Source organism: Hydrogenophaga sp., from assembly GCF_050250835.1.
Taxonomy (GTDB): Bacteria; Pseudomonadota; Gammaproteobacteria; order Burkholderiales; family Burkholderiaceae_C; genus Hydrogenophaga.
This window is the reverse complement of sequence record NZ_JBFWNX010000025.1, coordinates 1-26,811: the sequence shown is the minus strand read 5'-3', so window position 1 is coordinate 26,811 and position 26,811 is coordinate 1. Positions and strand designations below refer to the sequence as shown.

The 26,811-nt window shown below is 65.8% G+C and carries 21 protein-coding genes, 3 pseudogenes and 1 other annotated feature; of the genes and pseudogenes, 18 read left to right on the top strand and 6 right to left on the bottom strand.

Features of this window, described 5'->3' with window-relative positions; translation table 11 throughout:
- Nucleotides 1-251: 251 nt before the first annotated feature.
- The 4 genes and pseudogenes from AB7F11_RS20065 to AB7F11_RS20050 form a co-directional block, all read left to right on the top strand.
- Nucleotides 252-584 (top strand): annotated as a pseudogene (locus tag AB7F11_RS20065) (SMC family ATPase); the annotation flags it as partial.
- An 83-nt stretch (nt 585-667) separates the two neighbouring features.
- Nucleotides 668-1,903, top strand: coding sequence for a site-specific integrase (locus AB7F11_RS20060; protein ID WP_428300811.1), 1,236 nt, complete (start codon nt 668-670; stop codon nt 1,901-1,903).
- On the top strand, nt 1,900-2,832 hold the full coding sequence (locus tag AB7F11_RS20055) for a tyrosine-type recombinase/integrase (RefSeq protein ID WP_428300810.1): 933 nt from the start codon (nt 1,900-1,902) through the stop codon (nt 2,830-2,832). The genes AB7F11_RS20060 and AB7F11_RS20055 overlap by 4 nt, the downstream gene beginning before the upstream one ends.
- Nucleotides 2,829-3,830 (top strand): site-specific integrase, encoded by a 1,002-nt coding sequence (locus tag AB7F11_RS20050; RefSeq protein ID WP_428291701.1) that lies wholly within the window; start codon nt 2,829-2,831, stop codon nt 3,828-3,830. Before AB7F11_RS20055 ends, AB7F11_RS20050 begins: the two co-directional genes overlap by 4 nt.
- Nucleotides 3,831-4,265: 435 nt before the next feature.
- On the opposite strand, the pseudogene AB7F11_RS20045 reads toward AB7F11_RS20050, so the two are convergent.
- From AB7F11_RS20045 to AB7F11_RS20030, 4 genes and pseudogenes are all read right to left on the bottom strand, one after another.
- Nucleotides 4,266-4,427: pseudogene (locus tag AB7F11_RS20045) on the bottom strand (integrase core domain-containing protein); the annotation flags it as partial.
- A 19-nt stretch (nt 4,428-4,446) separates the two neighbouring features.
- Nucleotides 4,447-5,397 carry an IS481 family transposase gene (locus AB7F11_RS20040; protein ID WP_428291700.1) on the bottom strand — a complete coding sequence of 317 codons (951 nt, stop codon included), beginning with the start codon at nt 5,395-5,397 and terminating at the stop codon, nt 4,447-4,449.
- A 96-nt stretch (nt 5,398-5,493) separates the two neighbouring features.
- Nucleotides 5,494-6,213, bottom strand: coding sequence for a response regulator transcription factor (locus AB7F11_RS20035; protein WP_428291699.1), 720 nt, complete (start codon nt 6,211-6,213; stop codon nt 5,494-5,496).
- Entirely contained in the window at nt 6,210-8,168 is a 1,959-nt protein-coding gene (locus AB7F11_RS20030) for a PAS-domain containing protein (protein WP_428300342.1), read from the bottom strand. The genes AB7F11_RS20035 and AB7F11_RS20030 overlap by 4 nt, the downstream gene beginning before the upstream one ends.
- A gap of 204 nt (nt 8,169-8,372) precedes the next feature.
- Here AB7F11_RS20030 and AB7F11_RS20025 point away from each other — a divergent pair, with 204 nt between their 5' ends.
- The 13 genes from AB7F11_RS20025 to AB7F11_RS19965 all read left to right on the top strand — a co-directional run bounded on the left by AB7F11_RS20025 (nt 8,373) and on the right by AB7F11_RS19965 (nt 23,025).
- Nucleotides 8,373-10,013, top strand: a complete 1,641-nt coding sequence (locus AB7F11_RS20025; RefSeq protein ID WP_428300341.1) for an acyl-CoA synthetase — start codon at nt 8,373-8,375, stop codon at nt 10,011-10,013.
- A gap of 15 nt (nt 10,014-10,028) precedes the next feature.
- A complete protein-coding gene (locus AB7F11_RS20020; protein ID WP_428300340.1) occupies nt 10,029-10,784 on the top strand; it encodes an ABC transporter ATP-binding protein in 756 nt (251 codons plus the stop codon).
- Complete coding sequence (locus AB7F11_RS20015; RefSeq protein WP_428300339.1) at nt 10,781-11,503, top strand: ABC transporter ATP-binding protein; 723 nt, start codon at nt 10,781-10,783, stop codon at nt 11,501-11,503. Before AB7F11_RS20020 ends, AB7F11_RS20015 begins: the two co-directional genes overlap by 4 nt.
- 60 nt (nt 11,504-11,563) lie before the next feature.
- A complete protein-coding gene (locus tag AB7F11_RS20010) occupies nt 11,564-12,772 on the top strand; it encodes an ABC transporter substrate-binding protein (RefSeq protein ID WP_428300338.1) in 1,209 nt (402 codons plus the stop codon).
- Between the two features lie 93 nt (nt 12,773-12,865).
- Nucleotides 12,866-13,750 (top strand): branched-chain amino acid ABC transporter permease, encoded by an 885-nt coding sequence (locus AB7F11_RS20005; protein ID WP_428300337.1) that lies wholly within the window; start codon nt 12,866-12,868, stop codon nt 13,748-13,750.
- Between the two features lie 20 nt (nt 13,751-13,770).
- Nucleotides 13,771-14,751: a branched-chain amino acid ABC transporter permease gene (locus AB7F11_RS20000; protein WP_428300336.1), complete on the top strand. Its 981-nt coding sequence runs from the start codon at nt 13,771-13,773 to the stop codon at nt 14,749-14,751.
- A 78-nt stretch (nt 14,752-14,829) separates the two neighbouring features.
- A complete protein-coding gene (locus AB7F11_RS19995) occupies nt 14,830-16,611 on the top strand; it encodes an acyl-CoA dehydrogenase (RefSeq protein WP_428300335.1) in 1,782 nt (593 codons plus the stop codon).
- Nucleotides 16,612-16,636: 25 nt separating this feature from the next.
- Nucleotides 16,637-17,092: a MaoC family dehydratase gene (locus tag AB7F11_RS19990; protein WP_428300334.1), complete on the top strand. Its 456-nt coding sequence runs from the start codon at nt 16,637-16,639 to the stop codon at nt 17,090-17,092.
- A 30-nt stretch (nt 17,093-17,122) separates the two neighbouring features.
- Nucleotides 17,123-17,872, top strand: coding sequence for an electron transfer flavoprotein subunit beta/FixA family protein (locus AB7F11_RS19985; RefSeq protein ID WP_428300333.1), 750 nt, complete (start codon nt 17,123-17,125; stop codon nt 17,870-17,872).
- A 6-nt stretch (nt 17,873-17,878) separates the two neighbouring features.
- Complete coding sequence (locus AB7F11_RS19980; RefSeq protein WP_428300332.1) at nt 17,879-19,549, top strand: electron transfer flavoprotein-ubiquinone oxidoreductase; 1,671 nt, start codon at nt 17,879-17,881, stop codon at nt 19,547-19,549.
- 40 nt (nt 19,550-19,589) lie between these two features.
- Nucleotides 19,590-20,528: an electron transfer flavoprotein subunit alpha/FixB family protein gene (locus AB7F11_RS19975; RefSeq protein ID WP_428291715.1), complete on the top strand. Its 939-nt coding sequence runs from the start codon at nt 19,590-19,592 to the stop codon at nt 20,526-20,528.
- Nucleotides 20,529-20,687: 159 nt separating this feature from the next.
- On the top strand, nt 20,688-22,331 hold the full coding sequence (locus AB7F11_RS19970) for a fatty acid--CoA ligase (protein WP_428291714.1): 1,644 nt from the start codon (nt 20,688-20,690) through the stop codon (nt 22,329-22,331).
- Between the two features lie 19 nt (nt 22,332-22,350).
- Nucleotides 22,351-23,025: a response regulator transcription factor gene (locus AB7F11_RS19965; protein WP_428291713.1), complete on the top strand. Its 675-nt coding sequence runs from the start codon at nt 22,351-22,353 to the stop codon at nt 23,023-23,025.
- Nucleotides 23,008-23,127 (bottom strand) — a sequence feature (AL1L pseudoknot). Its footprint overlaps the gene before it by 18 nt.
- On the opposite strand, the pseudogene AB7F11_RS19960 reads toward AB7F11_RS19965, so the two are convergent.
- Nucleotides 23,029-23,168 (bottom strand): annotated as a pseudogene (locus AB7F11_RS19960) (IS3 family transposase); the annotation flags it as partial. It overlaps the preceding feature by 99 nt.
- An 80-nt stretch (nt 23,169-23,248) precedes the next feature.
- Here AB7F11_RS19960 and AB7F11_RS19955 point away from each other — a divergent pair.
- Nucleotides 23,249-23,563, top strand: coding sequence for a transposase (locus AB7F11_RS19955; RefSeq protein WP_428291712.1), 315 nt, complete (start codon nt 23,249-23,251; stop codon nt 23,561-23,563).
- Between the two features lie 564 nt (nt 23,564-24,127).
- Here AB7F11_RS19955 and AB7F11_RS19950 read toward each other — a convergent pair.
- Nucleotides 24,128-26,671 carry a DNA repair protein gene (locus AB7F11_RS19950; protein WP_428300809.1) on the bottom strand — a complete coding sequence of 848 codons (2,544 nt, stop codon included), beginning with the start codon at nt 26,669-26,671 and terminating at the stop codon, nt 24,128-24,130.
- Nucleotides 26,672-26,811: the final 140 nt, after the last annotated feature.

Here is a 26,811-nt window from a genome sequence, read left to right as displayed (position 1 = left end):
TGAACCTGCGCTTGCGCTCCAGGTCCAGCGGTCCGTCGGCTTCGTCGGAGAACAGGGTGTCGTAGCGCCGGCCGGTGTTCTGCGCCAAATACAGCGCCACGGCCCGCACCAAGCACTCGTTGATCCACTATGCCGAGACGCCGGATATGCCGAGTCCGCGATCCGGCCGGCGCTCCCGCCCCTGCAACTGCGCCGCAGGTACCTGCGAAGCGCTGCGGCATAACACGTCGGTATTCGGGACGATCGGCCCCGACGCGCGCGGAGGCAAGAGCCTCAGCCTGATGAGCGGCGGGGAGCGGACTTTCATCGACGCCTGTCTGACGCGCGCGATCGCCCTGTACTTGGCCCAGAACACCGGACGGCGATTCGACACGCTCTTCTCCGACGAGGCCGATGGGCCCCTCGACCCCGAGCACAAGCGCATGTTCATGGCAATGAAGCGCGAAGTCCTTCGGCTCGGTGGCTACCGGCAGGAGTTCTTCATCACCCAGACCCCGCACCTCGCAACGATGGCCGATGCAATCATCGACCTCGACGCCATGCAGGGCGAGCCGCGAGCGGGCAACGATGCTGCCCATCGGTGACACGAACTACTCGGGTTCACGGTAGCGCCTCACTGCCATATGTTCGACTCCGCCGGGGACGGTTTCCCCGGAAGGAGACCCTCATGGAAGAGTTGTTCGTGCGCCCGCGCGCACTGATGCGGATGCGCGAAGGCCCGCTGGGCGTGTGCATCGATACCTTAATCGACTCGTTGGCAGCAAAGGGCTATAGCCGCGACTCGCGACGCCGCGCCGCATGGTTGGTTGGAGACTTCAGCCGGTGGTTGGACGGACGCGGCGTGGCCGCCGCGGCAGTAGCCGAAGACTTGGTCGATGCCTTCTTGCGAGGCCGCAGGCGCCGTCGCGCCCCGAGGGCCGAAGACCGTTCGACGCTGCTGCGGCTGCTCGCGCATCTCGCGACAGAGGGCATCATCTGCACACACTCGCCTGAGCGCACTCCAACAGCGGTTGAGCAGATCGAGGCCGAGTATGTCGACTACATGCGCCACGAGCGCAATCTGGCACCTGCAACCATCCATTCCAATCGGATCACGGCCAGGAATCTGTTGAAGTTCCTCTTCGCCGATGGACTATTGACGTTCAACACCGTTGCGGCGCGAGACGTCATCGCCCACGTCAGGCTGGCGACGAAGACGTGCCGTCCGAACTCTGCATGCAGAGTCGTCGGTGGAGTTCGGGCGTTCTTACGGTTCGCGCTTTACCGCGGCTGGCTCGACACCGATATGTCTTCGCACATACCGGCGCCGGCTGTTTGGTCGCAGTCATCGATCCCCCGCTCGCTCCAGGACGATCAGGTTCTGCGCACCATCGCTCAATGCGATCAGGCTACACCGAGTGGCTGTCGTGACTACGCGGTCATCCTCCTACTTGCGCGGCTCGGGCTGCGGGCTGGCGAGGTGGTAGCTCTACAACTGGAGGACATCGACTGGCACGCCGGCGAGCTACTGGTTCGCAATGGACAAACCCGAGTCGATCGCCTCCCGCTTCCATACGAAGTGGGCCAAGCGCTGGCGCAATACTTGAGCGAGGCCCGGCCACGCTGTTCCTCCCGACAGGTCTTCCTCCGAGCACAGGCACCGATGGAGGGGTTCTCCAGCGGGACCGCTGTTGCAGCGATCGTCCGCCGCGCGCTTCAGCGCGCCGGCATCGATGCGCCGAGCAAGGGAGCGCATGTGCTCCGTCACACCTTGGCCACACGACTGCTGCGCGAGGGGTCGTCGCTGCCCGAGATCGGCGAAGTGCTGCGTCACCGCCAGCAGCAGACAACGACGATCTATGCGAAGGTGGACTTTGCCTCCCTGCGAGCCATCGCTCCTTCTTGGCCGGGAGGTGCGCAATGACGCCACTGAGACAGGCTGCCACCGACTACCTTGCACTCCGGCGAGCGCTCGGGTTCAAGCTTCGGGCGAACGAAGATGCGCTGATCGAGTTCACGGACTTTCTCGACCGGCGCGGCGTCACGACCATCACGGCAGCCGCCGCCGTAGAGTGGGCCCTGAGCAAATCATCTACGCGCCCTGGCTTCGCCGCCGATCGGCTGCGTCGAATTCGCGGCTTCACGCTCCACCACCGGTTGCTCGACCCCGCCACGGAGATCACCCCCGCCGACCTCCTTCCTTCACATCGGCATCGGCGACAACCGTACCTGTACTCGGACGATGAACTCGCTCGCTTGATGGCTTGCGCGTTGACGCTGCCTCCTACAGATGGCCTGCGAGGGGCGACCTACCACTGCCTCTTGGGGCTGCTCAGCGTCACCGGGATGCGGCTTGGTGAGGCGATCCGTCTGGAGGTCGGCGATGTCGATCTCGACCAAGGCTTGCTGACCATTCGGCAGACGAAGTTCGGCAAGTCTCGGCTGGCTCCGATCGCTGACTCGACCAGGTCAGCACTCGCGGAATACCGCGCGCACCGCGATCGCTTCGCCAAGCGGTTGGCGCCGCCGCAGCTCTTCATCTCGGGTCGGCGGACGGCACTCGACCCGGGGCACATCCATCGGACCTTCTATCAGTTGCTCGACCAGGCGGAGGTGCACGCCTTGGCGGGTGCTCCACGCCCTCGGTTGCATGACCTGCGCCACCGCTTTGCCATCCAAACGTTGCTGCGCTGGTACCGATCCGGCCAGGATGTCGAGCGCCACCTGCCGACCTTGTCAACCTTTCTGGGTCACGTGCGCATCGAGCACACCTATTGGTACCTCAGCGCGTGCCCCGAGTTGATGGGCCACGCGCTCGCCCGGTTCGAGCGTCACTGGGAGAAATTGTCATGAGGGCCGCGACTGGCAATCTCGCTGTGCTGCTGGAGGGGTTCTTCACCCGAAGACTCATGCAGCAGCGGCAGGCGAGCGCGCATACGATCGCGTCCTATCGTGACACCTTCCGGCTCTTCCTCCGGTTCGCCCAGAAGCGCCTCAGGGTTGCACCGAGCGCGCTGGCGTTGGAGCAACTCGACGCGCCGCTGATCGCGGCGTTCCTTGCCGACCTGGAGCACGAACGAGGCGTGAGTGCCAGAAGCCGGAACCTGCGCCAGAGCGCCATTCGGTCGTTCTTTCGGTACGCCGCCTTTGAATCGCCTGGTCACGCGGGCCTAATCCAGCGGGTCCTGGCGATTCCGAGCAAGCGATGCACTCGCAAGCAGGTCTGCCATCTGACACGCGAAGAGGTCGAAGCCTTGCTTGCAGCGCCCGATCGGTCAACGTGGTCGGGGCGGCGTGACCATGTCCTGTTGTTGCTTGCGGTCCAGACCGGGCTGCGTCTGTCCGAGATAACCGGCCTACGAGCCGCCGATGTCAGGCTCGGCACAGGCGCCCACGTCCACGTGCTCGGGAAAGGGCGCAAGGAGCGCTGCACGCCGCTGGCCAAACAGACACAGGAAGCGTTGCGGCCATGGATGAGCAGGGACTTGGGACCTGAGCCCGCCATTCTGTTCCCGAGTGCCAGAGGCAGTCGCCTCAGTGCCGACGGCGTTCAGTACCTCGTGGCCAAGCACGTTGCCACAGCCGGCCGGGCCTGCCCATCCTTGACGCGCAAGCGCGTGACGCCGCATGTGTTGCGCCACACCACAGCGATGGAGCTCCTTCAGGCTGGAGTCGACCGGTCGGTGATCGCCATGTGGCTTGGCCACGAATCGCTGGAGACCACTCAGATTTACCTCGATGCCGATCTGACGTTGAAGGAGCGTGTGCTGGACAAGGTCGCGCCTCCCAGCGTGCAGGCCAGGCGCTATCGGCCGGAGGACAAGTTGATGGCGTTTCTCAGTGGGCTGTGAACAGGCGGCACTCCGACATTGGTCTTGCAAGTAGTGCCGGCCGTCGCCGCACGTGCTGGCGGCGTTCGCGCCGGCGGACACGAGGACTTGGCACCCCGACTTCGCCGGCAACACGGCGAGCGCAAGGGTTCGTGTCGGCCGCCAGGTGTCGGCGTGAGGACAGCGGACGCCATAGTTCCCGAACAAGTCCGTTGGGAGTGATGGGATTGAAGGGTCGGGACATTGGTAGTGGCTATGAAGGGAGCGTTGAGCACCGGGCCGCGCAAGTTCCCTTTACTCACATCGCGATCATTCGAGCTGCCACGCCGAAGGTGCGAGAACGACCCATCAACGACATAAGTTGCTCGGGATTCGGTGCCCAGAAGCCGCCGGTCGGATCCCGGGCCGTGGTCTTTCAAAATGAGTCCCCACAGTCGTCATGACCTTGTACCCGCCTTAGTTCCGTTCAGAAGTAGAAATCTCCGGCTTCTCAGGGATCGCCGCTGCCGGTTGCAACCGGCAGCGGCGGGCGAATTCGGCGGGCGTTGCCCATCCTAGCGCTGAGTGGGGTCGATTCTCGTTGTAGTCCTTGCGCCAGGCCTCGATTTCGGCCCTGGCGTACCAGCCCCGGCCAGCGCTAGGTGTGAACCGTCAAGAGGTTGTTTCTTGACTTGGTGAGTCTGGACATGGGGAAGGCGCCGCCGATGCCCGCATGGGGGCGGTGCCAGTTGTAGTGGTGCTGCCAGCTGGCCAGGGCTCGGGTTCGCTGGCTCGAGTGCTGGTAGGTCCAGCCGTAGGCCCACTCGCGCAGCGCCGACTGGATGAAGCGCTCGGCCTTGCCATTGGTCTGAGGCCGGTAGGCGCGAGTGAACTTGTGGGCGATGCCGAGTTCAGCGCAAGTGCTGGCGAAGTCGCGCGAGCGGAACGCCGCGCCGTTATCGGTGAGCACCCGGCGCACCGTGACGCCCAGGCCGGCGTAGTAGGCCACCGCGTCGCGGAGGAACCGCACCGCTTGAGGCGTCTTCTCGTCCGGGTGCATGGCGGTGAATGCGATGCGTGCATGGTCATCGACCGCCACGAACAGCATCTCCCAGCCAGCACCGTCGACCGAGTCGCGCCGGTTGCCCGTCACACGATGGCTGGGTCGCTCGATGCGCCCGAGCTTCTTGGTGTCGATGTGCAGGAGATCGCCAGGATTGTCGTGCTCGTAGCGCACCGCCGGCTCTGCTGGCGTCAGGTCACTCAGCTTGGACAGCCCGGCACGGGCCAACACGCGACTGACCGTGCTGCCCGAGACGCCGACGCTGGCTGCGATGCGTGCCTGCGTCATGCGCCTGTGGCGCAGCTCGACGATCAGCAGCGCCTTGGCAGGATCGATGGCGCGCGGCGACCGGTAGGGCCGCGAGGACGCGTCGGCCAGCGCCGCTTCGCCTGCGGCCAGGTAGCGCCCCTGCCACTTGCGTGCCGTCGCTGGCGTCACGCCGTGGGCGCCAGCGGCTTCAGAGGCTGACCAGCCCCACTCAACCATCTGTCTGACCATCTCCATGCGACGGGCGTAGGTCAATCGGGCATGCTTGTGGCTGTTCATCCGGTTGGCTTCCTTGAGGATTGGGTGTTTGGCGACTTCCAGTCTCTCAAACCCAATCCGGATGAACACCGGATACAACCTATTGAAGCTTCACAGCTAGGTCCAGTGCACCAACGCAGAGAAGAGGTAGCCCGCACCGTAGACCGTCTTGATGAGCTTGGGGTTCTGCGGGTCCTGTTCCAGACGGCGCCGCAGCCTGGAGATCCGCACGTCAATGCTGCGGTCCAGGGGTGACAGGTCGTGGTGTCCGACCAGCTGCTCGCGCGTCAGGATCTGGTTGGGGCGCTCCACAAACACGCGCAGCACCTGGCCTTCGGCAGTGCCCAGAACATCTTCGCTACCGTCTGGCCGCTGCAGCACATTGGCGGCAACATCAAAGGTCCAGCCGCTGAATTTGGCGTGGCGAAGGTGCATCCCAGGCGCGGCTCCGCCGGCCAGTGTCCGGCGCCTGAGGATGCTCTTGACCCGGGCCACCAGCTCCCGCGCGTCGAAGGGCTTGACGACATAGTCGTCGGCGCCGAGTTCAAGGCCCATCACACGGTCCACCGTGTGGCCGCGCCCCGTCAGAACCAGCACGCCACAGGTGGAGACGGTGCCGATCTGCCGCAGCAGCTCGGTGCCGTCCATGTCCGGCAGCCCCAGGTCCACGATGCACAGGTCCGGTGGGCGCTGCCGCAGGCGCCGCAGCGCGCTGCTGCCGCTGCGGAATTCCTCCGTCGCCAGGCCGAATTCGTTCAGTGCGCTGGCCACCAGCCGGGAAACAGCGGCTTCATCCTCAATGATGAAAACCATGGCGCCCATAGCATGGGTGTTCATCGGGCCACCGTGGCCAGCCACCGCGCCAGCTGCTCCTGGCTGAAGGGCTTGGAAAGGATGGGCAGGTCGCTGGACCTCAGGTGCTCTGGCGCGTAGCCGCTCATCAGGGCCACACGTTCCACACCGCAGTGGTGCAGCGCGTGTCGGGCCACGGCGTGCCCGTCCACGCCGCCTGGCATGACCACGTCGGTCAGCACCAGTTCGATGTGCGGGGTCTGGTCCAGAATGGTCATGGCTTCCGTCCCTGTTTCAGCTTCAAGCACGGAGTAGCCCAATGCCAGCAGGGCGCGCCGGACCACGGTGCGCACGTCGGCGTCGTCTTCAACCAGAAGGGCCAGTCCTTGGTGCACGGTGGCAGTCGGCGCAGGCAACTGCGCCACCGCCGCAGCGTCGTGGTTAATCTCGTGCACCGGCAAACGCACTCTCACGCAAGTGCCGACACCGACTTCGCTTGAAATGCTGATGGCGCCACGGGTCTGCTTGACGAACCCGTAAACCATGGCCAAGCCCAAGCCGGTGCCGATGCCGGGCTGCTTGGTCGTGAAGAAGGGTTCAAACGCACGCGCCATGGTCTGCGGGCTCATTCCGCACCCGCTGTCTTGAACGTCGATGCAGACGCAGGGCCCGGCTTCCATGCCCAGTGACCGGGCCGCCATGTCCTCCAGCTGCTCTACAGCGACACGCAGGCTCACGACGCCGTGGCCCTGGCTGGCGTCCCTGGCGTTCAAGATCAGGTTCAGCAGGCTGTTCTGCAGCTGCCCCGGGTCTGTCCACGCCCACACCGGGCTGTTGCCTGCCTGCACGTCCAGACGCAGGCTCTCCGGCAGGGAACGCCGCACCAGGCGGCCCACAGACTGCACCAGCGCGCCCACTTCAACCGCGTGGCTCTCCAGGGCCTGCTTGCGCGAAAAGGACATCAGTCCCTTGATGAGGTCGGCCCCGCGGTTGGCGGCTTCCATCGCGGGCACGATGTGCTCGCTGACGGTGTCGTCTGCGGGCCGCAGTTCTGCCAGCGCCTTCAGGTTGCCCAGGATGACCGTCAGGATGTTGTTGAAGTCGTGCGCCAGGCCGCCGGTCAATTGGCCCAGCGCTTCCATCTTCTGCGCCTGCACCAGCATGGCCTGGGCCTGCTTCTGTTCCGTGATGTCGAACGTGAGCTCGTAGCAGCCCAGGGGTGTGCTGCCGTCACCGAAGTCTGGGATGAGCGTGGTCCGGGCGTGCAGCCGCTGGCCGCCCACGGTGTTCACCTGGTACTCAAAAGTGACCGCTTCACCGGCCAGCGCACGCATCACATGAGGCCGGATGCCAGCGTAGGTCTCGGGGCCCAGGAATTCCTTGGCGCTGACTTTTTCTGGCGTGGCCGGGTCCAGGCCAAACCACAGCTGATAGCCCTTGTTGATGTACCGGTAGGTTCGCCCGGCGTCGACGTAGGCAATCAATGCAGGTATGGAGTCAGTGATGAGGCGCATCTGCGCCTCGCTGCGCCGCAGTTCGGTCGTGCGTTCGGCCACCCGGTGTTCCAGCGCTGCTGCGTAGCCCAGGATCTTCTGCTCCGCGGCCCTTTGCTCGGTGATGTCTGAATAGAGCGTGACAAACCCGTGCGCGGGTACCGGAAAGCCACGCACGCGCAGAACCGTGCCGTCTGGCCGGATGCGCTCGAAGTCATGGGCCTCAAAGCTGCGTGCGGCATCAACGCGGGTCTGCGTTTGCACCGCAGGGTCGCCGGGGCCGTAGTCACCGCGTTCTGCGTTGAAGCGGATGAAGGTCTCAAACGGCGCACCTATGAAGGCCAGGTGCGACGGAAAGCCCAGCAGGCGCAGGAATGCCTGGTTCCAGGCGACCATCCTCAAGTCACCGTCGATGAGCGTGAAGCCCTGGTCGATCAGGTCAAGCGCCGACTGCAGCGCGTCATGGCGCCTTGCCGGGTCGAGCATCGTCGGGTGCATGTTGGACATGGGGTCGCTGTTGCCGCTGCCTGCGGTAGGCGGCAGGGCGCCCTGGGGAACTGCAGGGTCCAAAAATTTTAGGTTTGACATCGGCCCCGTTTTGTTGGCGCAAACATTCGTCACATTCGATGGCGGCTGTTGAAAAGATTGGCCCCGATCCTTCGCTCCAGACGCTGCCGCAGAGCATGACAGCGCGACACAGGAGACAAGGCGATGCAAGGCCATCCGTACGCCATCGGGCTGGAAAAGAATGACGCGAACTTCGTGGCGCTGTCGCCGCTGAGTTTCCTGGAGCGTTCCGCCGCCGTCTACCCTAACCGACTGGCCATCGTCTATGGCGAGCAGCGCCAGACCTGGCGCGAAACCTACGAACGCTGCCGCCGCCTGGCCAGCGCGTTGGTGCAGCGCGGTGTGGGCGTGGGCGACACGGTGGCCGTCATGCTGCCCAACGTGCCGGCCATGTACGAAGCGCACTTTGGCGTGCCCATGTCCGGTGCCGTGCTCAACACCCTGAACACGCGGCTGGATGCCGAGGCCATTGCCTTCATGCTGCAGCACGGCGAAGCCAAGGTGCTGCTGACGGACCGCGAATTTGCCGGCGTCGTCGAGAAGGCGCTGGGCATGCTGGGCGAGCGGCGCCCCTTGGTCATCGAAGTGGAAGACGAGCAGGCGCCGGCCGGCAAAGCGCTGGGGCAGATCAGCTACGAAGCCTTGCTGGCCGAAGGCGACGCCAGCCATGCCTGGCAGCTGCCGGGCGACGAGTGGGACGCCATTGCGCTGAACTACACCTCAGGCACCACGGGCAACCCCAAAGGCGTGGTGACCCACCACCGCGGCGCGTACCTCAACGCGGCCAGCAACGTCATCAGCTGGCAACTGCCGCACCATGCAACGTACCTGTGGACACTGCCCATGTTCCACTGCAACGGCTGGTGCTTCCCCTGGACGATGGCGCTCATTGCCGGCACCAGCGTGTGCCTGCGGCGTGTGGATCCAGCGTTGATCTTCCCGCTCATCCGCGAACACCACATCACGCACATGTGCGGCGCGCCCATCGTCTATTCCATGCTGATCAGCGCACCGGCTGCGTTGCGCGAAGGCATCACGCACACCATCCATGGGCTGATTGCCGGCGCGCCGCCCCCGCCTGCGGTGATTGAAGGCTGCGAAGCCGCGGGTATTGAGCTGACCCACGTCTATGGCCTGACCGAGGTCTACGGCCCAGCGGCCGTGTGCGCCAAGCAGGAGTCCTGGGCGGGGCTGCCTGCCGAAGAACGCGCGCGGCTCAACGGGCGCCAAGGCGTGCCTTACCCGCTGCAGCAAGCCGTGGTGGTGCTGGACCCCGACACCCTGCGCCCGGTGCCGGCCGACGGCGAAACCATGGGCGAGATCTTCTTCCGCGGCAACGTGGTGATGAAGGGCTACCTGAAGAACCCCAGCGCCACGGCGGAAGCCTTTGCCGGCGGCTGGTTCCACACCGGCGACCTGGCGGTGATGCACCCGGACGGCTACGTCAAGATCAAGGACCGCAGCAAGGACATCATCATTTCCGGCGGCGAGAACATCTCCTCGGTGGAGGTGGAAGACGCACTGCACCGCCACCCGGCGGTCATGGGCGCGGCCGTGGTGGCGCAGCCCGACACCAAGTGGGGCGAGGTGCCCTGCGCGTTTGTGGAGCTCAAGCCCGGCACTTCGGTGAGCGAGGCCGAGTTGATCGAACTCTGCCGCACGCTGCTGGCCCGCTTCAAGGTGCCCAAGCGCATCGTCTTCGGCGAACTGCCCAAGACCAGCACCGGAAAGATCCAGAAATTCATGCTGCGGGCGCAAGTCAAGTCCGCCAGCGCCATTGAATAGCGCGGCACGACACCCATGAACGCCTCAGACATCATTCTCGAAACACGCGGCCTGACCAAGGAATTCAAGGGCTTCGCCGCCGTGCAGGACGTGAACCTGCGCATCAAGCGCGGCACCATCCATGCGTTGATCGGCCCCAACGGCGCCGGCAAGACCACGGTGTTCAACCTGCTGACGAAGTTCCTGCAGCCCACCAAGGGCAGCATCCACTTCAACGGCATTGACATCACGCGCGAGGAACCGGCCCAGATCGCACGCCGCGGCGTGGTGCGCTCGTTCCAGATTTCCGCCACCTTCGGCCACTTGACGGCGCTGGAAAACGTGCGCGTCGGCCTGCAACGCAAGCTCGGCACCTCGTTCCACTTCTGGCGCAGCGAGCGTTCGCTGAACCAGCTCAACGACCAGGCCATGGCGTTGCTGGAAGAGGTGGACCTGACCAGCTTCGCCCGCACGCTGGCGGTGGAAATGCCTTATGGGCGCAAGCGCGCGCTGGAAATCGCCACCACGCTGGCGCTGGACCCGGAGCTGATGCTGCTGGACGAACCCACCCAGGGCATGGGCCACGAAGACGTGGACCGCGTGGCCGACCTGATCCGCAAGGTGGCGGCCAAGCGCACCATCGCAATGGTTGAGCACAACCTGTCGGTGGTGGAAAAACTCAGCGACCACATCACCGTGCTTCAGCGCGGTCAGGTGCTGGCCGAAGGGCCCTACACCGTGGTGTCGCAGGACCCGCGTGTGCTGGAAGCCTACGTGGGAGTGGAAGCATGAGCGCCCGCATCGACACGCGCAACGAAATGCTGCGCATCACGGACCTGCACGCCTTCTATGGTGAATCGCATGTGCTGCACGGCATCGACCTGCGTGTCTACGAAGGAGAGCTGATCACGCTGCTGGGGCGCAACGGCTCCGGCCGCTCCACCACCTTGAAGTCGGTGCTGGGGCTGGTGGGCCGCCGCACGGGCTCGGTGGTGATGAACGGGGAAGACCTGATCCGCATGGCGCCGCACCGCATTGCCCGGCTGGGTGTCGGCTTCTGCCCGGAAGAGCGCGGCATCTTCTCCGGCCTGAGCACGGAAGAAAACCTGCTGCTGCCGCCCGTGGTGCGCAGCGGCGGCATGAGCCTGGAAGAGATCTACGCCGTCTTCCCCAACCTGTACGAGCGTCGCAACAGCCCCGGCACGCGTTTGTCCGGCGGTGAGCAGCAGATGTTGGCCATGGCGCGCATCCTGCGCACCGGCGCGCGGCTGCTGCTGCTGGACGAGATCACCGAAGGCCTGGCGCCGGTCATCGTGAAGAAGCTGGGCGAGGTGATTCGCCTGCTCAAGACCCGCGGCTACACCATCGTGTTGGTGGAGCAGAACTTCCGCTTTGCTGCGCCCCTGGCCGACCGCCACTACGTGCTGGAGCACGGCCGCGTGGTGGCCACGGTGGAGCAGCACGAGCTGGCCGACAAGACCGACATGCTGCACGAACTGCTGGGCGTCTGAGCCCACCGCTGCACCAACCCCTCCCCCTGACCCCACCCCCCAATTGCCCTGGAGACAACGATGAAACTGAAGAAGCTGGCCCTGGCTGCCGCCACCATTGCTGCACTGGCCTCCGCCCATGCGCAGATTTCCGACAACGTGGTGCGCATCGGCGTGCTCACGGACTTGTCCGGCGTGTATTCCGACGTTTCCGGCAAGGGCACCGTGGTGGCCACGCAGATGGCCATTGACGACTTCATCGCCCGCGACAGGCCGGCGTTCCGCATTGAAATGGTCAGTGCCGACCACCAGAACAAGGGCGACATTGCCGCCAACAAGGCACGCGAGTGGTTTGAGCGCGACCGCGTGGACGTGGCCAGTGAGTTGGTCACCACCTCGGTGGCCCTGGCCGTGCAGAAGATCGCCAAGGAGAAGAACCGCATCGCGCTGGTCTCCGGTGCTGCATCCACCCGCGTCACGAACGAGGACTGCAACGACGTCACCGTGCACTGGACTTACGACACCTACGCCGTGGCCAACGGCACGGCCAAGGCCGTGACCAAGACGGGCGGCAAGAAGTGGTTCTTCCTGACGGCCGACTACGCCTTCGGCCATTCGCTGGAGACCGACGCCTCGGCCGTGGTCAAGGCCAACGGCGGCGAAGTGCTGGGCGCGGTGCGGCACCCGTTCCCCGGCTCGGACTTCTCGTCCTTCCTGCTCAAGGCACAGGGCTCCGGCGCGCAGATCATCGGCCTGGCCAATGCGGGGGGCGACACCATCAACTCCATCAAGCAGGCGGCCGAGTTCGGCGTGACGCCCAAGCAGTCCCTGGCCGGGCTGCTGATGTTCATCACCGACGTGCATTCGCTGGGCCTGAAGGTGACGCAGAACATGTACCTCACGGAAGGGTTCTACTGGAACCTCAACGACGAGACGCGTGCCTGGTCCAAGCGCTTCTTTGACGTGCACAAGCGCATGCCCACCATGGTGCAGGCGGGTCAGTACTCTTCCGTCATGCACTACCTCAAGGCGGTCAAGGCCATCGGCACCGACGACACGGCCAAGGTCATGACGCAGATGAAGAAGACGCCCGTGAACGACTTCTTCGCCAAGGGCGGGACCATCCGCGACGACGGCCGCATGGTGCATGACATGTACCTGCTGCAGGTGAAGAAGCCGGCCGAGTCCACCACGCCTTGGGACTACTACCACGTGCGGGCCACCATCCCTGCTGCAGAGGCCTTCCAGCCGCTGTCGGCCAGCAAGTGCCCGCTGGTGGCCAAGAAGTAAGGCCGCCGCTCCCCCTGCCCGCCCTGTCCTGTGCCCGCGCCTTTGGCGCCGGCACGGCTGCGGCATGACCGCCACTCTGTCCGGAACCCGCGCATGACACTCTTCGGCGTCTCCACCCAGGCCCTGTTCGGCCAGTTGCTGCTGGGCCTGATCAACGGTTCGTTCTACGCCGTGCTCAGCCTGGGCCTGGCCGTGATCTTCGGGCTGTTGAACATCATCAACTTCTCCCACGGCGCGCTGTACATGATCGGCGCCTTCATCGCCTTGCTGGGCCTGGAATTCCTGGGCATGAACTACTGGGTGGCCCTGGCCGTGGCGCCATTGGTGGTGGGGCTGCTGGGGGTGGTGATCGAGCGCACCATGCTGCGCCACCTGTACAAGCTGGACCACCTGTACGGCCTGCTGCTGACCTTCGGCCTGGCTTTGATTGCCGAAGGCGTGTTCCGCTACTTTTTCGGCGTGTCCGGCGAGTCCTATTCGCCGCCAGAGGCCTTGCAAGGCGGCGTGGACCTGGGCTTCATGTTCATGCCCTTGTACCGGGGCTGGGTGGTGGTGGCCTCGCTGACGGCCTGCGTGGCAACCTGGTACGTGATTGAGAAGACACCGCTGGGCGCCACGCTGCGTGCCGCCACCGAGCGGCCGCAGCTGGTGCAGGCGCTGGGCATCAACGTGCCGGTGCTCATCACCGCCACCTACGGCGTGGGCGTGGCGCTGGCGGCGTTTGCCGGCGTGCTGGCCGCACCCATCATGCAGGTCAACCCGGTGATGGGGTCCAACCTGATCATCGTCGTGTTTGCGGTGGTGGTGATCGGCGGCATGGGCTCCATTGCGGGCTCCATCGTCACCGGTCTGGCGCTGGGCCTGATCGAAGGCCTGTGCAAGCTGCTGTATGCCGAAGCCTCGGCCGTGGTCATCTTCGTGATCATGATCATCGTGCTGCTGGTGCGGCCTGCCGGCTTGTTTGGCAAGCAGGCCTGAACCGTTCAAGGAACCTCCGCATGAACACCACCGTTAGCACCGCACCAGCCGGTGCCTCCACCACCAACAAGCAGCGGGCCGGCTGGCTGCTGCTGATTGCCCTGGGGCTGCTGGCGCCCATGGCCGTGTACCCCACCTTCCTGATGAAGGTGCTGTGCTTCGCGCTCTTTGCGTCGGCCTTCAACCTGCTGCTGGGCTTTGCCGGGCTGCTGTCCTTCGGCCACGCCGCCTTCTTTGGCGGCTCGGCCTACGTGTGCGCTGCGCTGGCCAAGAACTACGGCTTGTCTCCTGAACTGGCCATCCTGGCCGGTGCCGCGTTTGCGGCGGTGCTGGGCGCGCTGTTCGGCTGGTTGTCCATCCGGCGCTCGGGCATCTACCTGACCATGATCACCCTGGCGCTGGCGCAGCTGGTGTTCTTCTTCGCCGTGCAGTTGCCCTTCACCGGCGGTGAAGACGGGTTGCAGGGTGTGCCGCGTGGCGCCTTGCTGGGCTTCATCCCGCTGGCTGACAACCAGTCCATGTACTACTTCGTGTTTGCGGTGTTCTGTGCCGGCTTCTGGCTGATCCACCGCACCGTGCATTCGCCCTACGGCCAGGTGCTCAAGGCCATTCGTGAAAACGAGCCGCGTGCCATTTCACTGGGCTACGACGTGGCGCGCTACAAGCTGATGGCCTTTGTGCTGTCGGCGTCCATGGCCGGCGTGGCCGGTGCGCTCAAGGCGCTGGTCTTCCAGCTGGCGTCGCTGACCGACGTGCACTGGCACATGAGCGGCGAAGTGGTGCTGATGACGCTGCTGGGCGGCCTGGGCACGATCTTCGGGCCGGCGGTGGGCGCCTTCACCATCGTCGTGCTCGAAAACGAATTGGCTGACAAGGTCGGGCCCTGGGTCACCGTGATCATGGGGGGCATCTTCGTGGTGTGCGTGCTGGCCTTCCGCCGCGGCTTGGTGGGCGAACTGCTGGCTCTGCGTGGCGACAAGGCGCCGCCTGGCGGCCACTGAGCGCAGCGCCCCCACGCATACGCATACACACGCACACGCCCACGCACGCAACCCTCAAACCCGTCCAAGGACTGCACGATGGCCTACGCCGCACCCATACGCGACATGCTCTTTGCCATGAAGGAACTCGGCGGCCTGGACGCCGTCCTGTCGCAGCCTGAATTCCAGGAAGTCACGCCGGACCTGGTGGAGTCCATCCTGGACGAAGCGGCCAAGTTCGCCGGCAACGAACTGGACCCGATCAACCGCCAGGGCGACATCCAGGGCTGCCACTGGAAGGACGGTGCGGTCACCTCAGCCGAAGGCTTCAAGCAGGCCTATGCCAGCTTCTGCGAAACCGGTTGGCACGGCATGCCGGCCAGCACCGAATTTGGCGGGCAGGGCATGCCCACGCTGCTGTCCACGGCGGTGCTGGAAATGTGGAAGGGCTCCAACATGGCCTTCTCGCTGTGCCAGATGCTCACGCTGGGCGCGGTGGAGGCCATTGCCCACCATGGCAGCCCGGCGCTGAAGCAGCGCTACCTGGAGCCCATGGTGGCAGGCCGCTGGACGGGCACCATGAACCTGACGGAGCCACAGGCCGGTTCTGACCTGGCCGCGCTGCGGACCAAGGCTGTGCCCGAAGGCGAGCACTACCGCATCAGCGGCACCAAGATCTTCATCACCTGGGGCGAGCACGACATGGCCGAGAACATCGTCCATCTGGTGCTGGCGCGCCTGCCGGACGCGCCCCCAGGGGTGAAGGGCATCTCGCTGTTCCTGTGCCCCAAGTTCCTGGTCAATGAAGACGGCTCGCTGGGCGCGCGCAACGACCTGGTCTGCGCGTCCATTGAACACAAGATGGGCATCCGTGGCAGTGCCACTGCGGTCATGAGCTTTGGCGAAGGCCCTGGCGCCATTGGCTACCTGGTGGGTGAAGAGAACCAGGGCCTGGCCTGCATGTTCACCATGATGAACCACGCACGGCTGAACGTGGGCCTGGAAGGAGTGGCCATTTCCGAGCGCGCCTACCAGCAGGCGCGCGCCTATGCGCTGGACCGTGTGCAGGGCAAGACGCTGGGCCGCGAAGGCGAGGCGTGCCGCACCATCATCGGCCACCCGGACGTGCGCCGCATGCTCATGGACATGAAGGTGCGTGTGGAAGCCATGCGTGCCCTGGCCTACTTCACGGCCGGCCAGATGGACCGTGCCCATGGGCACGAAGACGCAGCGCAGCGTGGTGCCGCGCAGTCCCTGGTGGACCTGCTCATTCCCGTGGTCAAGGGCTGGTGCACCGAGGGCGCGCAGATCGTCACGGGCCAGGGCGTGCAGGTTCACGGCGGCATGGGCTTCATTGAAGAAACCGGCGCTGCCCAACACCAGCGCGACGCGCGCATCACCACCATCTACGAAGGCACCACCGGCATCCAGGCCAATGACCTCATCGGCCGCAAGCTGGCCCGTGATGGCGGCGCGGCCATGAGGCGCCTCATCGAGCAGATTCGTGACGACGTGGCCACCATGAGCGGCCACGGCGATGCGTTGCTGCAAGGCGTGGCGCAGGCCCTGGCCAGCGGTGTGCAGGCGTTGAGCGAGGCCACCAACGGCCTGCTCAAGCTGGACGCGCGCCGGGCAGCCGCCGGCGCGGTGCCTTACCTGTGGTTGTGCGGCACGGTGATCGGCGGCTGGCTGATGGCTCGCAGCGCCGATGCCGCCGGAACGCAACTGACCAGCGGTGCCGTGGACGACGGCTTCCTGGCCGCCCGCCGCGTCACGGCGCAGCACTTTGCGCTGCATCTGATGCCGCTGGCTTCAGCCCAGCGCGACCAGGTGCTCTGGGGCGCTGCCAGCACCTTGGGGCTGAGCGACGCCCAGTTCTGACCCGCCACCGACACAGAAGACTGCCATGAACGAGCTGAACGGATATGACGTTGAAGACCTGAAGGTGGGCATGGTGGCCACCTTCTCCAAGACCATCACCGAAGCCGACATCGTGCTGTTTGCCGGCGTATCCGGCGACAACAATGCCGTGCACGTGAACGAAGAGTTTGCGGCCACCACCCGCTTTGGCGGGCGCATCGCGCATGGCTTTCTCACTGCCAGCGTCATCTCGGCCGCCGTCGCCAACCGGCTGCCCGGCCCCGGCACGGTCTACCTGAGCCAGCAACTGCAGTTTCGCGCGCCCGTGCGCCCGGGGCAGACCGTGCACGCCACGGTCACCGTCAGCAGCATCGACACCACCAAGCGCCGTGTCGGCCTGGAAACGGTGTGCCGGGTGGGCGACACGGTGGTCATCGACGGGCAGGCCCTGGTCATGACCACGTCTGCCGCCAAGCGCGCCGAGCAGAGCGCCGCGCGCTGAAGACCCCTTTACCCGGATCGGAAGGCCACCATGAAAGTGCTCGTCGCCGTCAAGCGCGTGATGGACTACAACATCAAGCCCCGAGTCAAGCCCGACGGCTCCGGCGTGGACCTGGCTCAGGTGAAGATGAGCATGAATCCCTTCGACGAAATCGCCGTTGAAGAGGCGGTGCGGCTGAAGGAAAAAGGCGTGGTCACGGAAGTCGTGGCCGTGTCCTGCGGCGTCACGCAGTGCCAGGAAACACTGCGCACGGCCATGGCCATTGGTGCCGACCGCGCCATCCTGATCGAATGCGCCGACGAACTGCAGCCCCTGGCCGTGGGCAAGCTGCTGAAGGCGCTGGTGGACAAGGAACAGCCGGGCCTGGTCATCCTGGGCAAGCAGGCCATTGACGACGACTGCAACCAGACCGGCCAGATGCTGGCCGCCTTGGGCAACATGCCCCAGGCTACGTTTGCGTCCAAGGTGGAAGTGGCCGATGGTTTTGCTTCTGTCACGCGTGAAGTGGACGGTGGCCTGGAAACGCTGAAGGTCAAGCTGCCAGCTGTAGTCACCACCGACCTGCGCCTGAACGAGCCGCGCTACGTCACGCTGCCCAACATCATGAAGGCCAAGAAGAAGCCGCTTGAGGTGCTCAAGCCCGCCGACTTGGGCGTGGACGTCACCAGCCGCATCAAGACGTTGAAGGTCACCGAACCGTCCAAGCGCGGCGCCGGTGTGAAGGTGCCCGATGTGGCCACGCTGGTGGCCAAGCTCAAGAACGAAGCCAAGGTGATCTGAGCCGCCATGTCACCCAGCGAACTGCTGCAGCGCTTTGGCCCGCGCGAGGCCATGGACTACGACGTGGTGGTCGTCGGCGCGGGGCCTTCGGGCCTGGCCACCGCCATCTGCATCAAGCAGCTGCGGCCCGAAACCAGCGTGGTGGTGCTGGAAAAGGGCTCGGAGCCCGGGGCGCACATCCTGTCCGGCGCGGTCATGGACCCCAGGGCGCTGGCGGAGATGTTCCCGGACTGGAAAGAGCGCGGCGCGCCACTGCACCAAGGCGTGACGGGTGATGAACTGCTGGTGCTGTCGGGCAAGCGCAGCGTGCGCACGCCGTCATGGCTGATGCCGCGCAACTTCCACAACGACGATTGTTACGTCATCAGCCTGGGTGCGTTGACGCAGTGGCTGGCGCAGCAGGCCGAAGCGCTGGGCGTGGAGGTGTTCTCCGGCTTTGCCGCGGCCGAGGTGCTCTATACCGAAGGCGGTGCGGTGCGTGGCGTGGCCACGGGCCACCAGGGGCTGGGCAAGGACGGTGAACCCAGCGAGCACTTCCAGTTGGGCATGGAACTGCTGGGCCGCTACACGGTGTTCGCCGAAGGCGCCCGCGGCCACCTGGGCAAGCAGCTGCGCGCGCGCTACCGCCTGGAAGACGGGGTGGACACGCAAACCCATGCCATCGGCATCAAGGAGCTCTGGGAGGTGCCCGCTGCGCAGGCGCAGCCGGGGCATGTGGTGCACACCGCGGGCTGGCCCTTGCCGTCGGACACCTTTGGCGGTGGCTTTCTCTACCACCTGGAAGGCGGCCGCGTGACGCTGGGGCTGGTGGTGGGCCTGGACTACCGCAACCCCTGGTTGAGCCCGTTTGAGGAAATGCAGCGCTGGAAGACACACCCGGCCATCCGCCGCCACATTGAAGGCGGCAAGCGCCTGGGCTACGGCGCGCGCGCACTGAACAACGGCACGCCGCAAGCCTTGCCCAAGCTGGTGTTCCCTGGCGGCGCGCTGGTGGGCTGCGAGGCGGGCTTTCTCAACGCGGCGCGCATCAAGGGCAGCCATGCCGCCATCAAGAGCGGCATGCTGTGCGCCGAGGCGCTGGTGTTGGCATTGCAAGGCGGGCGCAGCCACGACGAGCTGGACACCTTCGCGCAGGGATTCCGCCGCAGCTGGTTGTTCCAGGAGCTCTGGACCTACCGCAACTTCAAGAACTGGTTCAAGCGCAGCCCGCTGCTGGGCAAGCTGATGACGGGCGTGGAGCATTGGCTGCTGCCCAAGCTGGGCGTGCGCCAGCCGCCCTGGACGCTACACAACCACGCGGCCGACCACACCCGGCTGCAGGCGGCGTCGGCCATGCCGCAGATCGCCTACCCCAAGCCGGACGGGAAGATCAGCTTTGACCGCCTGTCCAGCGTGTTCGTGTCCAACACCAACCACGAAGAGCAGCAGCCGGCGCACCTGCAACTGGCCAACCCCGGCGTGCCGGTGGCCGTGAATCTCGAGCGTTATGCCGGCCCCGAAGCGCGCTACTGCCCGGCCGGCGTGTACGAATTCGTGAAAAAGGACGGCGCGGACCAGCTGGTCATCAACGCGCAGAACTGCGTGCACTGCAAGACCTGCGACATCAAGGACCCCACGCAGAACATCACCTGGGTCACGCCCGAAGGCGGCGGTGGCCCCAACTACGCCGGCATGTGAAGGCCTGGCCCAAGAACCGATACCCCGGAAGGAGAGCACGATGAGCACCCTGGTTGTTGCCGAATTCGGCGCCGCGGGCCTGCGGCCAGCCACGCTGAGCGCTGTGGTGGCGGCGCTGCAGTTGGGCGGCGGGGTAGACCTGCTGGTGGCCGGGCATGACACCGAAGCCGCAGCCCGGCAAGGCGCTGCGCTGGCCGGCGTGGGCCGCGTGCTGCAGGCCGACGGCGCGAGCCTGGCGCACCAGCTGGCTGAAAACGTGGCGGCGCAGGTGCTGGCCTGCGCCCAGGGCTACAGCCACATCGTGCTGGCCGCCACCGCGCAGGGCCGCAACGTGGCGCCCCGCGTGGCAGCACTGCTGGACGCGGCGCAGATCAGCGACGTGACCCGAGTGCTGGACGCCCACACTTTTGAGCGCCCCATCTACGCCGGCAATGCCGTGGCCACCGTGTCCTGCACCGACGCCGTGCTGGTGCTGACCGTGCGCGCCACCCACTTCGGCGCCGCCCCCGGCGGTGGCGCCGCCGCCTGCGTGGCCGTGCCCGTGGTGGCCGACAGCGGCCTGTCCAGCCACCAGGGGTCGGAGATCGCCACCAGCGACCGCCCCGAACTCACTGCGGCACGCATCATTGTCAGCGGCGGCCGTGGCCTGGGCAGCCGCGAGCAATTCGAACAGGTGCTCACGCCGCTGGCCGACCGCCTGGGTGCGGCGCTTGGCGCCAGCCGTGCCGCAGTGGACGCAGGGTACGCGCCCAACGACTGGCAGGTGGGCCAGACCGGCAAGATCGTGGCGCCTGAGCTGTACGTGGCCTGCGGCATCAGCGGTGCCATCCAGCACCTGGCCGGCATGAAGGACAGCAAGCTCATTGTGGCCATCAACAAGGACCCGGAGGCGCCCATTTTCAGCGTCGCTGACATCGGGCTGGAGGCCGACTTGTTTGCAGCCGTGCCTGAGATGGTGCAGGCGCTGCAAGCGCCCTAGGCCCACCCACCTCTGGGCCCCAGGAACTTGCGACCGTGGCCTTCCTGCGTGAATGCCTGATGAGCCTTCGCCGGCACCAGGCGGCGCAACGGGCATCGGCCGCGTGCGCGCCTGGCATGGCCGAAGAAGGACAAACCCCTTCAACCCAAGGAAACCGACATGCCCCCCGCAGCCCTGATCGAACACACGCCTTCGGCCTATGCCTACCCACTGCTCATCAAGCAGCTGCTGCACACGCCGCTGGCGGTGAACCCTGATCAGGAAATCGTCTACCGCGAGCTCAAGCGCTACACCTACCGCGACCTGCGTGGCCGCATCGGCCGCCTGGCGCATGCGCTGGCGGGGCTGGGCGTGGCCGGCGGTGAGACTGTGGCGGTCATGGACTGGGACAGTCACCGTTACCTGGAAAGCTACTTCGCCATTCCGATGATGGGTGCCGTGCTCATGACCGTGAATGTGCGCCTGTCGCCAGAGCAGATTGCCTACACGCTCAACCACTGCGGGGCCAAGGCCATCCTGGTCAACAGCGAGTTCCTGCCGGTGCTGGAGTCCATCAAGAGCCAGCTGTCGGCGGCGCCGGTGTTTGTGTTGATCAGCGACGAACCCCAGTACAACCTGCCGGCTGGCTTTGCGGGTGAATACGAAGCGCTTCTGGAAGCCGCGTCGCCAGACTTCGTGTTCCCCGACTTTGACGAGAACACACGCGCCACCACCTTCTACACCACGGGCACCACCGGCGCACCCAAGGGCGTGTACTTCAGCCACCGCCAACTGGTGCTGCACACGCTGGCCACTATGGGGGCGCTGGCAGGCGCTGCCCAGCAAGGGCGGGTCCACCGTGACGACGTGTACATGCCCATCACGCCCATGTTCCATGTGCACGCCTGGGGCATGCCCTTCATTGCCACGCTGATGGGTTTGAAGCAGGTGTACCCGGGCCGCTACGTCCCGGACCAGCTGCTGCAGCTCATCCGCCAGGAGAAGGTGACCTTCTCGCACTGCGTGCCCACCATCCTGCACATGCTGCTGTCCAGCCCCGCGGCGGCGGCGGCGGACTTGTCGGCCTGGAAGGTCATCATCGGCGGCTCAGCCCTGCCTCAAGGCCTGGCCCAGGCCGCGCTGGACCGGGGCATTGACGTGTTCACAGGCTACGGCATGTCCGAGACCTGCCCCATCCTCACACTGGCGCAGTTGAAGACGCCACTGCGCGGCGACGCCGCGCGGGAGCTGGCCCTGCGCACCAAGACCGGCCTGCCGGTGCCGCTGGTGGAACTGCGCATCGTGGACGGGCAGATGCAGGACATGGCGCGCGACGGGCAAAGCCCTGGAGAGATTGTCGTGCGGGCACCCTGGCTCACCCAGGGCTACTTCCAGAACCCCAGCGCTTCAGAAGATCTGTGGGCCGGTGGCTACCTGCACACCAACGACATCGGCGTGATTGACGCCCACGGCTACGTGCAAGTGACCGACCGCATCAAGGACGTCATCAAGACCGGCGGCGAGTGGGTGTCTTCGCTGGAAGTGGAAAGCTTGATCTCCCGGCACGAAGCCGTGAGCGAAGCCGCCGTGATCGGTGTGAAGGACGCCAAGTGGGGCGAGCGCCCGCTGGCCCTGGTGGTGCTCAAGCCGGGCGCGCAAGCCGACCAGCGCGGCATCCAGGAGCATCTCAGCCAGTTTGCCGAGGCCGGCACCATCTCCAAATACGCAGTACCCAGCACGGTGCTGTTTGTCGAAAGTATCGACAAGACCAGCGTAGGCAAGCTCAACAAGAAGTTGCTGCGTGAGAAGTACGCGCCGAGCTGAGTAGGCAGAGGACTGGCCCATGCGCGTACTCGTGGCGGCCTCCAACCCCGGCCTGTGTGCCGAGTTGGTTGGCAGCCTGCGTCAGTGGGGCCATGCCGTTGACCACGTGTGCAGCGAAGGTGAAGCCCTCGCTGCCCTGAGCTGCGCACCTTTTGAAATGCTGGTTCTGGATCTTGCGGTAAGTCCGGGGTCCGGCTCAGGCCTGATCAGGCGCCTGCGCGCTTGCTTCCCCCACTTGCCGCTGTTGGCAATGGCCGCCACTTCCGACCCAGGCGAGCGGATCGCGGCCTTGGATTGCGGCAGTGACGATTGCGTCGGTGCGCCCGTCGTCGTCGCTGAAGTGATGGCGCGGGTTCGGGCCTGGGTGCGGCGAGGCATGGGCAGCGCCAGCCACCTGGTCTGGCATGGACCGCTGCGTTTGGACACGATCGAGCGATCGGTTCATCTGGACGGCAGGCAGGTACCGCTTTCGCGTCGAGAGTTGTCTCTCCTGGAGATTCTCATCAAGAGACGAGGACGCTATGTGAGCAAAGACAGCTTGGCCTCGATGATGTTTGACTGGGGAGAAGAAGTGACCACGAATAGTATCGAGGTCTACATCCACAGGCTCCGAAAAAAGATTGAAGTTGGCCCGGTGCGAATAGTGTCTTCACGTGGGTTGGGGTACCAATTAGAGAGGATCTCTTCGCAATAGTCATTTGCACATCGGCTCGACCCCGTGGACGGTGCGGTGCTCGCCGACAAACCCGTACATCACCTCAGTCGGCGGTCGAACTCCTCCTGGGCCAAAGACGCGCTGGCCAGCTTCAGGATATCGTTGGCCCGACGCAGTTCCTTGGCAAGTGTCCGGCGAACCCATCTTGAACTGAGGTCGAGTGGTGATAACGATCCGTCCAGTTAATGAATAGCTGGACACGATGGATGCGGAGAACAGTCGTAAACGCCGGCGCCACGGCGCGGAGTTGAAGGCGCAGATACTGGCCGGGTGCGCTGTGCCGGGCGTTTCGGTGGCCAAGGTGGCGATGGCGCACGAGATCAACGCCAACATCGTGCACGGCTGGCGCAAGCTGGCGCGCGAGGCAGGTGCAGTTAAGGTATCGCAGCAGTTCGTGCCAGTGGCCGTCACGCCGACCGCGGATCAGGCGGCTGACAAACGCTCCATCGAGGTTGAGCTCCGCCGCGGCGGCATCACGGTGAAGTTGATCTGGCTGTTGGCGTCGACGCCACAGTGAGCCAGATGCCAAGAGCCCTGTGAGCCAGCCCGGCGCCCGAAACTCGCAGCCGAGCAACAGGTTGCGTCACGTTTGACTGGCTCACCCGATTGTCGGCGTGTGGCTCAATCGGCGGTCGGCGGTCGGCGCCAACAGACAACCGAGTCGGAACAGTATCGCCGAGGGTCTGCAGGCACTGATTCGCGCGTCAATGCATTACGGGACCAGGTGCGTTTCCGGCGCGAATGGCTGACCGCTGCCAGGTGCTTCGATCGCCGGCAGCAGTAACTCTTTCGAAGCGCGCCCGATGCGGAAGCAGCCCGCGCACCAATCCATGCGAGAGATCCGCCTGTGGTCGCGGTGGGAGGCCAGGAAGCAGCCTGTCGTCAATGACCGTTGATGGCCGTCCAGAAACGCACAGCCCTCGCGATTGAACGGTACCTGTGCGCACATCGCGCACGTTCGCCTCGTAGAGTCGATCGCTCCCAATGCGGTACGCGGTACGTGCCGACGTTTGCGGTGTGTCGACCGAACGACCCTTCCTTTCGATCAGGAACCCCGCGCCGCGATCGCGATTCGCTCGGTCTACGTCCTGGCTTCTTCAGCGACGAGTGCAACGTCCCGAAGCGCATCGACCTGCATGGCGTCGAGGTCGATGATTGCATCGGCCATCGTTGCGAGGTGCGGGGTCTGGGTGATGAAGAACTCCTGCCGGTAGCCACCGAGCCGAAGGACTTCGCGCTTCATGGCCATGAACATGCGCTTGTGCTCGGGGTCGAGGGGCCCATCGGCCTCGTCGGAGAAGAGCGTGTCGAATCGCCGCCCGGTGTTCTGGGCCAAGTACAGGGCGATCGCGCGCGTCAGACAGGCGTCGATGAAAGTCCGCTCCCCGCCGCTCATCAGGCTGAGGCTCTTGCCTCCGCGCGCGTCGGGGCTCATCGTCTCCGATCCCGACGTGTTATGCCGCATCGCTTCGCAGGTACCTGCGGCGCAGTTGCAGGGGCGGGAGCGCCGGCCGGATCGCGAACTCGGCATATCCGGCGTCTCGGCATAGTGGATCTCATGCCGATCTCGGCATGAGATCCAGACCTTCTCGCCGCCGCTCATCGCCGTGACGCTCTTGTCCTCGCCCGACTCTGCGTCGTAGACGCGGATGTCGAAGCCCTCGCGCTGCTCGCCCTTGGCCGTCTCCTGCAGGGTCTCGATGGCCACCGTGAAGCGCGGGCCATAGCAGGCCAGCAGCAGATCGTTCACCAGGCCGGACAAGGTCGGCCCCGCATCGTCGATGGCCAGCGCGATCAGGCCATCGTTGCCCATGCAGCGGGCGAACAGCAGCCAGTTCGCGAGTTCCTGCTCCACCCGTGCCGTGCGGGCCGCGGCTGCGTCACGCCTCCGGCCATGCTCCTCCATCTGGGTCGACAGGGCGGTAAGCGCCTGCGCGTCGCGGACAGCGGCCAGATGCGAGCGCTCCGCCTCATCCAGGACACCCTGCCAGCGCTCCACCTGGGCTCGGGCCTTTGCGAGCAGCGCGGCGTCCAGCGGCGGCGGCAGCGCGTCGATCGCCGTCTGGAGTCGCTGGATGGCCGCCTGGGTCTGAGCTTCCAGCAGCGAGAGACGCTCGGCAACGCGCATCCGGCTGGCGATGATCTGCTTACGCTCGGCCGCTTCGGAGTCGGTGTCGATCGCGATGTCCGCCCCGGCCGACGGGTCTGGAGCGAGAGGAAGAGCGGCGAGTTCGCCCTCCGCTTCGACAAGACCCGCGCGCGCATGGCGCATCTCCGCCCCGCGCGCAGCCAAGGCGGCATAGGCCGTCTGACGGGCTAGGGCTCGCCTCGACTGGCACTCGGCCCGGCTCAGGCTCTGCGGTGCGCCGACGTTGAGGCTTGCCGCCTCTTGCAGGGCTTGCAGTTCAAGCCGAAGACTGTCCCGCTCCGCAGCGAGTTGACGAATCCGCTGCTGGGCGCTCGGCGCCAGCGCGGCCGCTTCGCGTGCGTCCGACAGCAGAGTGCATTGACCCTGCATGGGCATCCCGCTGCACGGCACGCGGTTGCTCAGGGCCAGGCGGCGACTCAGGTCCTCCGCCTGGAGCGCGGCCTGCCCCGCCTCGCGCTCGAGCGATGCCAGTCGTTGCCCGAGCCCTGCGACGGCATCGCGACGACGCGCAAGGTCCTGGACGGCATCGCGAAGCGCCAGCACGCGGTCCTCGCGGCGACGCACCACCTCTGTCGCCAGCGGCAGACGGCGGCCGGCTCGAGCCACCGCGCCCTCGTCCGCCAGCACCCGCTGCAGGGACCGGATGCGGGCCTCCAGTCGTTCGCGCTGCGCCCTGGCCTGCGCGACACGCTGCGCCACACGACCGTCGAGCCGTGCGAGTTGCTCCGTTGCCTCCCGGTCCTGCGTGCGCAGGTCCTGCAGGGTGCGATCACCCTCGGCACGGGCGCCCGCCAGTTCCTCCACCAACTGCGCTCGCCGGCTCTCGACAGCCTTCGCCTGCTCCTGCAGGGCCATCAACGACGCCTCGTGCGTTCGCGCAGCCTCCCGTTGTTCGTGGGCAGCCTGCCGGCTGGCTTGCGCTGCCTTGACCCTCTCGTCCGCGCCCTGCCATCGACGGGCGTCATCCTCCAACCGCTGGCGCTCGGCATCGAACGCGGTCGCTTCAGCGCGCGACGCCGCCAGCGCCGCCTTCAGCTGCCGCGCCGTCTCGCCCGCCTTCTGACCGAGCGCGCGGATGTCCTCCTGCCCCAGCAGATCGGCCAGCAGGGCCTTGATCTCGCCGTTGCGGTAGGTGCTGAGCTGCCGCTTGCCCTGGGCCGAGAAGACCGACGTGAAGAAGGTCTCCGCCGGCCCGCAGATGGCCTCGACGCATCGCGCATAGGTCTCGACCTTGCCATCGGAGACGGTGCCATCGGGCAGCGCGGCGGGAGACCACGTGCCGGCGTCATCCAGCGTCAGCAGGTAGGCCTCGGTCCTGCGGCGGCTCCCGGTGCGGCCGTTCATGCGGATGACCACCTGCGAGCGGTAGCAGCGCCCGGCGTGCGCCCAGTGCAGATCCTTCTCGTTCTCGGGCAGACAGACCTGGTCGTAGTATGAGAAGCCGCCCGGTCCGCCCTGCGCCGCCCGCGACGGCATGGTCAGATAGGGATGTTAGGTTGCATTCGCGCGTGTCAACGCGATTGCCTCCTGAGCCATCACTGCCTAAAGTGACCACAGCCCGAGCAGCCCCAGCCTCTTTCAGAGGCGAGTAGCCCGGCGCGTCCCGCGTTTTCAGC